This is a genomic window from Xanthomonas sp. CFBP 8151 (genome assembly GCF_011761885.1).
GTDB classification, from domain to species: Bacteria; Pseudomonadota; Gammaproteobacteria; order Xanthomonadales; family Xanthomonadaceae; genus Xanthomonas; species Xanthomonas arboricola_B.
In genome coordinates, this window is sequence record NZ_JAASQZ010000001.1 from 1528566 (window position 1) to 1541581 (window position 13016).

Genomic DNA, 13016 nt, shown 5'->3' on the forward strand with positions numbered 1-13016 from the left:
GTCGGCGGCTGGCCGGAAATTTGCGCTATGCAGCAAGGCGTCTTCATCCGGCGCCGGTACAATTCAGGTTTTCCACCGAGCACCCCAGCGCTCTCATGACAGCCAAGAAAGCTGCTTCGAAATCGTCCACGACGTCGGTCAAACCAGTCGCCGACCATGCCGTCCCCGTGCTTGCCGCCGCGCCGCAGGCGGTCACCCTGGAGCCGGTCTTCGCCGCGTTGCGCAAGCGCTACCCGGCTGCCCGCCAGTCCGAGGTGCAGCTGTTCGCAGCCGACTTCTACCGGCGCATGGAAGAGGACGAGTTCCCCAACCACCCGCCCGAGCAGTGGGCGGCCCTGGCGTCGGACATGCTTGAATTTGCGCGCACGCGCAAGGCCGGTACGGTCAATGTGCGGGTGTTCAACCCGACCCTGAAGAGCCACGGCTACGAGTCGCCGCACACGCTGCTGCAGATCGTCAACGACGACATGCCGTTCCTGGTCGACTCGGTGAGCATGACGCTGTCGGATCTGGGCATCGGCGTGCACGTGCTCGGCCATCCGGTGCTGCGCATTGCGCGCGACAAGGCCGGCAAGCTGACCGCAGTGGGCGAGGGCAAGAGCGAGTCGATGATGGTGCTGGAGATCGACCGCCAGCCCGCCGACGACATGCCCAAGGTGGAAGCGGCGGTGCGCAAGGTGCTGGCCGAAGTGCGCGCGATCGTGCACGACTGGGCGTCGATGCGCGAGAAGATGGTGATGCTGGCCGACGACCTGGCCACCCGCCGCCTGCCGATGGACGACATCAGCCGCCACGAGGCGCAGGAGTTCCTGCGCTGGGCGGCGGCCGACCACTTCACCTTCTTCGGCTATCGCGAATACCGCGTGGAGAAGCAGGACGGCCAGGATGTGCTGGCGCCGGTGGAAGAAACCGGCCTGGGCCTGATGCGCGGCCACGACACCTCGCCGGCGCGCCCGGTGACCACGCTGGCGGCGCACGGCCTGAACACCTCGGCCAAGCTCAAGGATGCGTTGATCCTGACCAAGACCAACGCGCGCTCGCGCGTGCATCGGGTCGGCTACATGGATTACATCGGCATCCTGGAATTCGATGCCAAGGGCCGCATCGTCGGCGAGCAGCGCTTCCTGGGCCTATTCACCTCCAGCGCCTACAACCGCCGCCCGTGGGAGATTCCGCTGGTGCGCCAGCGCCACGAATACGTGATGAGCAAGTCCGGGCTGACCCCGAGCAGCCACAGCGGCAAGGCACTGCGGCACATCCTCGAGACGCTGCCGCGCGAGGAGCTGTTCCAGTCCAACGAGGAAGAGCTGTATCGCACCGCGATCGGCATCCTCGGCCTGCAGGAGCGCGTGCGCAGCCGCATGTTCCTGCGCCGCGACAAGTACAGCCGCTTCATCTCCGCGCTGGTGTACATCCCGCGCGAGCGCTTCAACACCGATGTACGGCTGCGCATCGAGGCCTTGCTCAAGGATGCGCTGCACGGCGAATACATCGATTCCAGCGTGGTGTTGGGCGAGTCGCCACTGGCGCAGCTGCACCTGATCGTACGGCCCAAGAGCGGCGAGGCGCTGGAATTCAATACCACCGAACTCGAGTCGCGGCTGGCGCATCTGCTGCGCAACTGGCGCGATGCCCTGCGCGAGGCGCTGGTGGCACGGCATGGCGAGGTCAATGGCCTGCGCATGGCCGCCAACTTCGGGCGTGCGTTGCCGGCCGGTTATATCGAGGACTCGTCGATTGAATCGGCGGTGTCCGACGTCGAACATCTGGCCGCACTGGACGGCCCGGACGATCTGCATCTGAGCCTGCAGGAAATCCGTCGCGACGACGGCATGCGACTGGACGCCGGCGAAGGCCTGCGCCTGAAGCTGTATCGCCAGCTCGACGACATTCCGTTGTCCGATGCAATGCCGATGATGGAAAACATGGGCCTGCGCGTGATCTCCGAGCGGCCATACCGGCTGCAGGTCGGCGAGACGCCGGTCTACATTCAGGATTTCGAGGTCGAATCGACCTCCGGCAAGATCAATGCGGCCAACGCCGACGCCGGTTTCGGCGAAGCCTTCGAGCGGATCTGGAACGGCGATGCCGAGAACGACGGCTTCAATCGCCTGATCCTGGCCGCCGGCCTGCACTGGCGCCAGGTCGCGCTGCTGCGCGGCTATTGCAAGTACCTGCTGCAGACCGCGGTGCCGTTTTCGCAGGCCTACGTCGAGGCGACGTTTACCCGTTATCCGCTGCTGGCGCGCTTGCTGGTGGAACTGTTCGAGGCGCGCTTCGATCCGTCCACCGGCAACGAGACCAAGGCGCAGATCTTCGCCGGGCAGGAACGCCTGCGCGAGGAGTTGTCGGTGCTGGCAGCTGGCGACGAGGCCACGCTCAAGGCGCTGGAGCCGGTGCTGCAGGCGCGTGGCAGCGATCGCGATGCGCAGCAGGAAGCCGCGCGCGCCACGCTGCTGAAGTTGATGGATCGCGTCTCCAGCCTGGACGAGGACCGCATCCTGCGCAGCTTCATCGGCGTGATCGATGCGACGCTACGCACCAACTATTACCAGGCCGACAAGAGCGGCAAGCACGGCCATTGCATCAGCTTCAAGCTGGATTCCTCGATCGTGCCGGATCTGCCCAAGCCGCGCCCGTACCGCGAGATCTTCGTCTACAGCCCGCGTGTGGAAGGCGTGCACCTGCGCTTCGGCGCGGTGGCGCGTGGTGGCCTGCGCTGGTCGGACCGGCGCGAGGATTTCCGCACCGAGGTGCTGGGTCTGGTCAAGGCGCAGATGGTCAAGAACACCGTCATCGTGCCGGTCGGCGCCAAGGGCGGTTTCTACGTCAAGCGCTCGCCGGTCGGCGGCGACCGTGACGCGATCCAGGCCGAAGGCATCGCCTGCTACAAGCTGTTCATCCAGAGCCTGCTCGACATCACCGACAACATCGTCGGCGGCAAGATCGTGCCGCCGCCGCAGGTGGTGCGTCACGACCTGGACGACCCGTATCTCGTAGTCGCGGCCGACAAGGGCACTGCCACGTTCTCCGACATCGCCAACGGGTTGGCGCTGGACCACGGCTTCTGGCTGGGCGATGCGTTCGCCTCCGGCGGCTCGGTCGGCTACGACCACAAGGGCATGGGCATCACCGCGCGCGGTGCGTGGGAGTCGGTCAAGCGCCACTTCCGTGCGATGGGGCGCGACTGCCAGAGCCAGGATTTCAGCGTGGTCGGCATCGGCGACATGTCCGGCGACGTGTTCGGCAACGGCATGCTGTTGTCGCGCCATATCCGTCTGCTGGCTGCGTTCGATCATCGGCACATCTTCCTGGATCCCAATCCCGATGCCGCCGCCTCGTTCGCCGAGCGCGAGCGCCTGTTCAAGCTGCCGCGTTCCAGCTGGGCCGACTACGAGGCCAAGCTGATCAGCGCCGGCGGCGGCATCTATCCGCGCACGCTCAAATCCATCGACATCAGCGCGCCGGTGCGCGAGGTCCTGGGGTTGGAATCCAGCGTCAAGCAGCTCTCGCCCAACGAGCTGATGAACGCCATCCTCAAGGCGCCGGTGGACCTGTTCTGGAATGGCGGCATCGGCACCTACGTCAAGGCGTCCAGCGAGTCGCACGCCGATGTGGGCGACCGCGCCAACAATGGCCTGCGCGTCAATGGCGGCGAATTGCGCTGCAAGGTGGTGGGCGAGGGCGGCAACCTCGGCCTGACCCAGCTCGGCCGCATCGAGGCCGCGCAGGCCGGGGTGCTGCTCAACACCGACTTCATCGACAACTCGGCCGGCGTGGACACCTCCGATCACGAGGTGAACATCAAGATCCTGCTCAACGACATGGTGCAGGCCAAGAAGCTCACCTACGACGCGCGCAACACGCTACTCGCCTCGATGACCGACGAAGTGGCCGACCTGGTGTTGTGGGACAACTACCGCCAGAACCAGGCGATCAGCCTGATGGAGCGGATGAGCGTCAAGCGTCTGGGCTCCAAGCAGCACTTCATCCGCACGCTGGAATTGCAGGGCCTGCTCGATCGTCAGATCGAGTTCCTGCCCTCCGATGCCGAACTGTCCGCACGCAAGGCGCGCGGGCAGGGCCTGTCGCGACCGGAGCTGTCGGTGCTGCTGTCGTACTCCAAGCTGGTGGCGTTCCAGCAGCTGCTGGAATCGGACATTCCGGAAGACCCGTATCTGTCCAAGGAACTGCAGCGCTACTTCCCGCAGCCGCTGCAGAAGAAATACGCCGATGCGATGGAGCGCCACCGCCTCAAGCGCGAAATCATCGCCACCGCGGTGACCAACACCACCATCAACCGCATGGGCGCCACCTTCCTGATGCGCATGCAGGAAGACACCGGCCGCAGCATCGCCGAGGTCGCCAAGGCCTACACCATCAGCCGCGAGACCCTGGATGCGCGCGCACTGTGGACGCAGATCGACGCATTGGACGGCAAGGTGCCCGAGTCGGTGCAGATCGATGCGCTGGAAGTGATCTGGCGCCTGCAACGCTCGTTCGTGCGTTGGCTGCTGTTGCGTCCAGGTCAGATGCCGGGCATCACCGCGGCGGTGGAGCGTTACCACGGCCCGTTCAACGACATCCGTATCGCCTCCGGCGTGCTGTCGGATGCGCAGCGCCCGCAGTACGAAGCCAGCGTGCAGGAATGGCAGGACAAGGGCCTGCCGCCGCAGCTGGCGCAACAGCTGTGCGAGTTGCGTTACCTGGAACCGGCCTTCGACATCATCGAAACCGCGCGCACCCGCAAGCTCAAGCCGGTGGAGGTGTCCAAGGTGCATTTCCGCCTGGGCGAAGCGCTGCGCCTACCGTGGTTGTTCGAGCAGATCGACGCGCTGGAGGTCAACGGCCGCTGGCACGCAGTGGCACGCGGCGTGCTGCGCGACGAACTGGCCGCACATCAGCGCGCACTGGTGGCGCAGGTGCTGACCATGTCCGGCAGCAGTGCCGAGGACAAGGTGGCCACCTGGCTGGCGCGCGACGATTCCAGCCTGCGCTTCACCCTGGCCATGCTGGCCGATGTGGCCGAGCAGAAGACGCTGGACTACCCGACCGTGTCGGTCGCAGTGCAGCGGTTGGGGCAGCTGGCTGCGCACGGCTTGTAACCATGTGCAGCGAGGTGATGGCGGAGCGAGTGATTCGCCATCACCTTGGTTGCGCTGATGCAGTTACGTAGTAGTCTGCCCATGCACAAGGCGGCGCAAGGGTCGCCTTGTTTACATGCGAAATTGCGTCGTACATTCGCGAACTCAATGCGTCGTCCGACTATCGACCAATCGCCAGGCCCAAATCCGATCAGCGACAGCACACGCGTTGCTTTTCTTGTGAGTATGTCTGGATGCGAGTGGCATGGCGGACAAGTCATGTCGGGCGCAGGCGGGCGGGCCCAATGCCTAGGCGCGGTGCCCGCTCATCTCCTGCCCGGCATCCTTGTCGAAACGCACATGCCACCAGGTGGCGCTGAGCGAGATCAGGCTGACCACGCAGAACGCCAGCGAGAAATCGCGTTGCTGCGGTTGCAGATGACTGCCGGCCAGCATGGCCAGCTTGAGGATCATCGCGCCGGCGCACACGCCGACCGAGAGCATCAGTTGCTGCAGGGTGGTGTACAGGCTGCTGGCGCGGCTCATGCGCGATGCGGGGACGTTTTCGTAGGCGATGGTGTTGTAGGCGGCGAACTGGAACGACATGAAGGCGCCGCAGCACAGCAGCAGGCCGAACATCAGCGCCGGCGGCCAGTCGGGCCGGAACAACGCACACACCATGTAGCCCAGGCTGGCGAGTACGCCGTTGCCGATCAGGCTGTTGCGATAGCCGAAGCGGCGCAGCAACTGTGGAGTGATGCTACGCATCAGCAGTGCGCCGAGCGCGGTGGCCAGGATCAGGCGCCCGCTGTGCGCAGCGCTCATGCCGAAGCCGATCTGGAACAGCAGCGGCAGCAGGAACGGATGCGCGCCCTGGGTGATACGCATCAGCGCCCCGCCGATCACCGACAAGCGGAACGAATCGATCCGCAGCAGACTCAGATCCAGCAGCGGAGCGGGGTGGTGGCGTGCATGCCACAGATACCCCAGTGCAGCGCTGCCGCCGATGGCCAGCAGCCAGCTCGCCGTGCCGATGCCGTCCTGCTGGCTGACCATTTCCAGGCCGAACAACAGGCAACCCAACGCGGTGCCGCACAGCACGAAACCGCGCAGATCGAAGCGTGCCGGGGCCGATTCGCTGGGAATGTCGGGGATGAAACGGCGCACCAGCACAAAGCCGGCGATGCCGATCGGCACGTTGATGTAGAAGATCCAGCGCCAATCCAAATACGAGACGAAAAATCCGCCCAGCGGCGGGCCCAGCATCGGGCCGATAAAGGCCGGCACCAGCGTCCAGGCCATCGCCGACACCAAGTGACGACGCTCCACGGTGCGCAACAGGATCAGCCGACCGAGCGGAGCCATCATCGCGCCGCCGGCGCCTTGCAGCACGCGCGCGGCGACCATGGTGGGCAGGCTGTCGGCCAGCGAACACAGGATCGAGCCGCCGACGAACACCCAGATCGATGCGCCGAACACCCGGCGCAGGCCGAAGCGGTCGGCGATCGCACCGCTGGCCGGGATCAGCACCGCCAGCGCCAGTAGATAGCTGGTCATGGCGATGCTCATCGCCGGTGCGGCAACGCCGAAGTCGCGTGCCAGGGTCGGCAGCGCGGTCGCCAGCACGGTGGCATCCATCTGCTCCATGAAGATGGCGCAGGCCAGGATCAGCGAGATGATGCGGTAATCGGGATAACGCGGCGGCGTGACGCCGGCCTCGGACACGCTGGAGGACATCGGGCTCTCGGTTGCGGGGCCGCATCGGTGGCGCGCAGATGGCGATCGGACCGGCCCGCGTCGCACGGTGTTGTGCGGCGCAACATGTGCATTGTCCGCCGCTGCGACGCGGGGTTCAAGCGCGCGCCAGGCAACACTGCGTACGCATCACGGAGCCGATAACACTGCCGGCCCGCGCGAGCGGGGCCGTGCGGCCTGCGAGTGGGGCGGAATGCTCGCTCTGGCCTTGAACAGCGCGGGCGGGTAGGGCTTGCTGACGTAATCGGCCGCGCCTGCTTCCAGGCCTGTGCGTTCGTCGTGCTCGCTGCTGCGCGAGGTCACGAACAGAATCGGGATGGCTATGCTGGCGGGCTGCTGCTTGAGCGTGCGCGCCACTGCATACCCGTCCATGTCGGGCAGCTCGACATCCAGCAGGATCAACGATGGCGCGTGGCGGAGCACCGCCTCCAGCGCTTCACCGCCGGATTTGGCGAACACCAGCGGGAACTCGTCGCGCAGCAGCTAGCGCAGGGTGGCCAGGTTGCTGGATTCGTCGTCGACGCACAGCAGGGGACGCTGCGGCATGGAGGCTCCTTGCCAACCGACGTCGTGACCGGTCAGCGCAGGTGGGTGGCTTGCCAGTCGCGCAACGTGGCCTCGGCGCGACGGAAGTCGAAATCTTCCACCGCGCGCTGCAGTTCCTCCTGCAGATTGCGCGGCAGACGCGGCGCGCAGATCAGCAGCGCGTGGTCGATCCTGTCGGCATCGTCGCTGCCCAGCGCCGCTTCCAGAATCTGCACGCTGTCCGTGTCCAGCGTGACATCGGCATCGCTTGCGTCTTGGTTGCTGTCGTCGTGTTGCAGGAAGGTGCGGATCGCGGCGGCGGTGCGCTGCATGGTGTCCTTGAGGGCGATCAGCGCCGAGGTGATGTCGTGGCCTTGCTCGATGCGGGTTTCCAGGTCACTGGCGGCACCGGCCAGGCCCGGCAACGCCAGCGAGCCGGCCGCGCCGCGCAACTTGTGCGCCAGCGCACCGATCGCCGGCAGCTCGTTGCGGCGCAGATGCTCGGCTGCGGTCCAGGCCGGGTCGGGGTTGTCGCGCAACAGTTTGAGCAGATAGCGCTCGTACGGTTCGCGCTCGCGCCACAGGCTGCGTGCACGCGCTGCATCCAACATATCCGGGTCGGTGTGGTCCCACTCGGGGCCGCCATGTCCGTCGGTGTCGTGCGGTGGCGATGGAATGCGCCGCGCACCGGGCTGCAGGAAGTGGCCGATAGCGGTGACCAGTTCCTCCACATTGAACGGCTTGGCGATGAAACCGTTCATGCCCGCCTCCAGCGCCTTCTCCTGTTGCGGGCGGAAGGCGCCGGCAGTCAGCGCGATCACCGGCAGGCTGGCCAGCGCCGGAATCTGCCGCAGCCGTCGCGTGGCTTCATAGCCATCGACCACCGGCATCTGCACATCCATCAACACCAGCTGGAACAACTCAGGGGCGCGCCTGAGCGTATTGATGGCCTGCTCGCCATCGTGGGCGACCGTGACCATGGCGCCTTCGCCTTCGAGAATGCGCTGGGCCACTTCGCAGTTGATCTCGCTGTCGTCCACCAGCAGCAGATGCGCGCCTTCCAGTCGACGCGCCACGAACGTGGGCGCGGCGGGGCGTGCGCCGGCGCGTTCGTCGACCAGTTGCTCCACCAGCCGGTGCAACGCCGCACTGGTCACCGGCTTGGTCATGACCGCATCCAGGTCCTGTTGTTCGGGATGCTGTTCGAGCAGGCGACGCTCGTACGCGGTGACCATGACGATCACCGGATGCGGGCCGGGCACGGCGCGCGCGCGGATCTGCCGCGCGATCGCCACGCCGTCGATATCGGGCATGCGCCAGTCGAGCAGGAAGATGTCGTAGGGCTCGCTGGCCTGTTCGATCGCCTGCAAGGCGGCCTGGCCGCTGGCGACCGCGTCCACGCGCCAGCCGAGTTCGGTGGCGATGCGGACCAGGTTGTTGAGCGCCGCATCGTGGTCGTCGGCGATCAACACCCGCGGCATCGCTTCGGGCGGCAATGCCGGCAGGTCGCGCTGGGCCGGGGGCGGGGCCGCCTTTTCCAGCGTCACCACGAAATAGAATTCGCTGCCGCGGCCGGGCACGCTCTCCACTTCCAGCTCGCCGCCCATCAGTTCAATCAGGCGCCGGCTGATGGTCAGGCCCAGGCCGCTGCCGCCGTAACGCCGGCTGGTGGAGGTGTCGGCCTGCAGGAACGGGGAGAAGATCAGACTCTGCTTTTCCTTGGAGATGCCGATGCCGGTATCGCGCACCGAGAACAGCAGCTTGAGCTTGTTCGGATCGCCGCTGGGGAAGCGCCGTACCGAGAGCACCACTTCGCCTTCTTCGGTGAACTTGATCGCGTTGCCGACCAGATTGACCAGCACCTGGTTGATGCGCAGCGCATCGCCGAGCAACCAGCGGCAGTCGCGCGGCAGCGGTTCGACGATCATTTCCACCGGTTTGGTGCTGAGCGAGGAACGCATCAGGTCGGCGATGTTGTCGAACAGTTGATTGAGGTCGAACGGTGCGCGTTCCAGATCGATGCGCCCGGCCTCGATCTTGGAGAAGTCCAGGATGTCGTTGATGATTTCCAGCAACGAGCGCGCGGAGCGGTCGATCTTGGTTACCATGTCCTGCGCGGCACCGGGCAGTTCGCTGCGCTGCAGCAGGTACAGCATGCCCAGGATCGCGTTCATCGGCGTGCGGATCTCATGGCTCATGTTGGCCAGGAAATCGGACTTGGACTGGTTGGCGCTCTTGGCCGCGTCCATCGCCAGACGCAGCTGTTTCTCGTGCAGTTTCTGCTCCGTCAGATCCACCGCCATGCCCAGGTAGCCGATCACCTGATCGTTATCGTCGCGCAGGGTGCTCAGGGTCAGCAGCACCGGCAGGCGGCGGCCTTCCTGGCTGACGTAGGTCCATTCGCTAGTGTCGCTTCGGCCCAGGCTGGTCAGCGCAGCGATCGCCTCCAGGGTGTGCGCCACCGGCGCGCCGGTCTGCTCGGAAAGCAGGTGCGCGCGCTCCTGCAGTTGCTCCGGTTCGATGAACTGGCCGGCCTTGCGGCGGCCGATCACATCGTCGGCCTTGTATCCCAGCAATTTTTCCGCGGCGCGATTGAACAGCGTGACAAATCCGCCGGAGTCGGTGGCGATGATGGCAAAGCCGGCGTGGGCCAGGATCGCCCGATGCAGCGCGGAGAATTTCATCAGTTCGCTGGTGCGTTCGGCGACCTGATGTTCGAGCGATGCATTGAGATCGACGATGCGCTGGTGCGAACGCACCCGCTCGGAGATGTCGCGAAAGAAATGCGAATGCCCGCTCAGGGTGGCGTCGCTTTCGATGATAGGGGCCTTGCTGGCCAGCACATGGACCAGATGCCCATCGCGATGGCCCATGCTCTGGGCCGCCGAGGTGTCGACCGAATGCTGTTCATCGGCGTGCTCGATGTCGGGAATCGCATACGGCTGCGGCGACAGCAGCATCGTCAGGTTCTGGCCGATCGCCTCGTCTGCGCGATAGCCGAACATCGCCTCGGCAGCGGGATTCCAGTGGGTAATGTCCCCGTCCGGGGTTTCGGCCACGATGGCTTCGCTGGAATGGCTGACCAGTGCCGCCAGCTCCATCTGTTTGCGCAGTACTTCCTCGCGGCGTAGTCCGTTGCTGAAATACAGCACCAGCAATGCCGCAAACAGCACCGACACGCCCAGCACCAGACCGCCGATCAGCCACGGCGAGGTTTGGTTGAGCGACGCCAGGAAGCTGGCGGTGGGGTGGGCGGTGATGATCCAGGTGCGGCCGTAGATCTGCAGCTGCTGGATTGCCGGCGGGCGACGCGCGCTGTCGCTGGACGGGGTGCCACTGCGGAAGAAGTTGTGCGTCGGCTCGTTCCTGTCGGACAGATCCAGCGCCACGTCGTCGCGCTCGCCCAAGGTGCTTTCCACCATCTGCTCGACGCTGAAGGGCGCATACACCCACCCGCTGGTTGCGGCCAGGCGCTGTTGCGGTGTCTGTAGCGGCATGCCTTCGCGATAGACCGCCAGCAGCACCAGAAATCCGCTTTCGCTGGGAATGCGATAACCAGACAGCGAGATCGGCGAGGTCATGATCGGCATACCGCTGCGTGCGGCCTGCAGTGCGGCCGCGCGGCGACGTGGTTCGGAGGCGACATCCAGGCCGATCGGACGGTTGCCCGAGGACTCCGGCTCGAAATACAGCACGATGTAGCGCTCGCCGTCCCAGGGTTCCAGCGGCCGACGCTTGATATCCGGTGCGCCGTCGGCGCGGGCGGCCTGCAGGAAGGCCTCTTCGTCGGCACGCGCGACGCGATGGATGTAGCCGTAGCCCAGCACGCCGGGAAACTCGCGCGCGTAATCGCGCGAGCGGCTGTACAAGATGAAGCGATCGCGACTGATGATCTCTTTACCGGCGCCGATCACCGCACCACGCGCGCCGCGCAGCCCGTGTTCGAAGGAATACATGCGCTCGCTGATGTTGCGTGCCAGCGTGCGCACGACATAGCTGAAACGCTGTTCGCGCTCCAGTTCGTTATGCCGGTGCAGCGACAGGCCGGCGGAAATGGCGGCAATCAGGCCTGCGGCGAGAATCAGCAGGGCACCAATCAACGCACGGCGCCCGTATTTTCTGCGCAGATCCCAGCGGCCATTCGGCATTTCTGTTCCTTTGCCTTGCCTGTTGCGTGCCCAGTGTGCTGGCCGACAGCAAGGCCGGCCTCGTGGTGGCGCCTGACGATCATCAGAACGCGTGCAGTTTCCCCGGTGTCTGCACGTGTTTCCGGTGGGCGATCAACGTCATTGCCAATGCATCAGAACGCCAGCCAGATCGATAATGCGTGAAGAGCAAGCCCGATCAGTCCACCTACCAACGTTCCGTTGAACCGAATGTATTGCAGATCGCGTCCAACACCCAATTCCAATTGTTCGACGAGGTGACGTTCGTCCCAACTTTTCATCGTCGATGCAATGTGGTCGGTCACCGATGCGCGCAAGCGCGTGGTGAGTTTGTCGGCAGCCTGCAGCATGTGCTGGTTGAGCGCTTCACGTAGCGAGGGATCCTGCGACAGGGCCTGGCCGAGCGATTGCATGGAGCGCTCCAGGTGCGCAGCCATCGACGATTCCTCACGTGCCAGGTCGTTGCGCAACGCATCGCGAATCTCGCCCCACAGACCTTGCACGTAGTCCTGCAAGGCCGGATGTTCGATCGCGCGCTGCTTGAGTTCTTCCACGCGCTCGGCCATTGCCGGCTCGTCGCGCAGACGCGCGATGTAGCGTTGCAGCCATGCTTCATAGTCGAGCCTGATTGGATGCTCGGGCGTCTTGAGGATGTCCTGCAACTCCTCGATCGCCGCACGCGCCATACGGTCGGCCAGGCTGTCGCCGATCTCTTCGATCGGTTTGATCCAGTTCACCGTGCCGACCAGCTTGGGCCACTCCCGCCGCGCATAGCGCACGATCAATGCCGAGGCGCGCGTTTTGACCTGTTCCTGATCCAACCACTGGCCCAGGCGCAACAGCACCTCGTCCAGCAATTTCTGATGCCGGCCATCGGTGGTGAGCAGCGCCATGACATCGCCGACGGTGGCGGCGGCATTCCACTTGCGCAGCCGGTCGACCACGAAGCGCTGGATCGCGCGGCGCACTGCGGCCTCGTCCAGCAGCTCCAGCGCCTGCAGCATCCAGCTGCGCGCCATCTGCGCGAGCATGCGGGCCTGTTCGGGTTTGGCCAGCCATTCGCCCAGGCGGCTGGCCGGGTCGAACACACGCAGTTTTTCCATCAACGCATCGGGTGCGAGGAACTGGTCGCGTACGAAGACCGCCAGGCCATCGGCGAGGCGGTCCTTGCCGCGTGGCAGGATGGCGGTATGCGGAATCGGCAGGCCCATCGGGCGGCGGAACAAGGCCACCACCGCGAACCAGTCGGCTAGTGCGCCGACGGTGGCCGCTTCGCAGAATGCCGAAACCCAGGCCCAGACGCCTTGTTCGCCCATCAGGTGACTGACGACGAAGCCGGCGAACATGGCCAGCAACAGGGCCACCGCCAACAGCTTCATGCGCTGCAGCTGGGCACGACGGGGATCGACGGGACGGGGAGTGCTGACGCTTGGTTCCATCTGCGCAGTGTACCCAGTCACCGGATCAGGGCATGTCCACGGCGGAC

4 protein-coding genes and 1 pseudogene are annotated in these 13016 nt (G+C 65.4%); 1 reads left to right on the forward strand and 4 read right to left on the reverse strand.

Annotated elements, in window-relative coordinates:
• The first annotated feature begins 95 nt into the window (after positions 1–95).
• A complete protein-coding gene (locus FHT08_RS06450; protein ID WP_104604889.1) occupies positions 96–5105 on the forward strand; it encodes an NAD-glutamate dehydrogenase domain-containing protein in 5010 nt (1669 codons plus the stop codon).
• Between the two features lie 288 nt (positions 5106–5393).
• Here FHT08_RS06450 and FHT08_RS06455 read toward each other — a convergent pair whose 3' ends face one another.
• The 4 genes and pseudogenes from FHT08_RS06455 to FHT08_RS06470 form a co-directional block, all read right to left on the reverse strand.
• The gene (locus FHT08_RS06455) at positions 5394–6821 is read right to left on the reverse strand and encodes a DHA2 family efflux MFS transporter permease subunit (protein ID WP_166774597.1); all 1428 of its coding nucleotides are present in this window, start codon (positions 6819–6821) and stop codon (positions 5394–5396) included.
• Between the two features lie 219 nt (positions 6822–7040).
• A pseudogene (locus FHT08_RS06460) lies at positions 7041–7322 on the reverse strand (response regulator); the annotation flags it as partial.
• 95 nt (positions 7323–7417) lie between these two features.
• Positions 7418–11512 carry a response regulator gene (locus FHT08_RS06465; protein ID WP_166774598.1) on the reverse strand — a complete coding sequence of 1365 codons (4095 nt, stop codon included), beginning with the start codon at positions 11510–11512 and terminating at the stop codon, positions 7418–7420.
• A gap of 152 nt (positions 11513–11664) precedes the next feature.
• Entirely contained in the window at positions 11665–12969 is a 1305-nt protein-coding gene (locus tag FHT08_RS06470) for a DUF445 family protein (RefSeq protein ID WP_166774599.1), read from the reverse strand.
• Between the last annotated feature and the right edge of the window lie 47 nt (positions 12970–13016).

What these genes read in the sequence shown, in the direction of transcription:
- FHT08_RS06455 (WP_166774597.1), bottom strand. Translation starts at nt 6,821, where the DNA reads ATGTCCTCCAGCGTGTCCGAGGCCGGCGTCACGCCGCCGCGTTATCCC.
- FHT08_RS06470 (WP_166774599.1), bottom strand. Translation starts at nt 12,969, where the DNA reads ATGGAACCAAGCGTCAGCACTCCCCGTCCCGTCGATCCCCGTCGTGCC.
- FHT08_RS06465 (WP_166774598.1), bottom strand. Translation starts at nt 11,512, where the DNA reads ATGCCGAATGGCCGCTGGGATCTGCGCAGAAAATACGGGCGCCGTGCG.
- FHT08_RS06450 (WP_104604889.1), top strand. Translation starts at nt 96, where the DNA reads ATGACAGCCAAGAAAGCTGCTTCGAAATCGTCCACGACGTCGGTCAAA.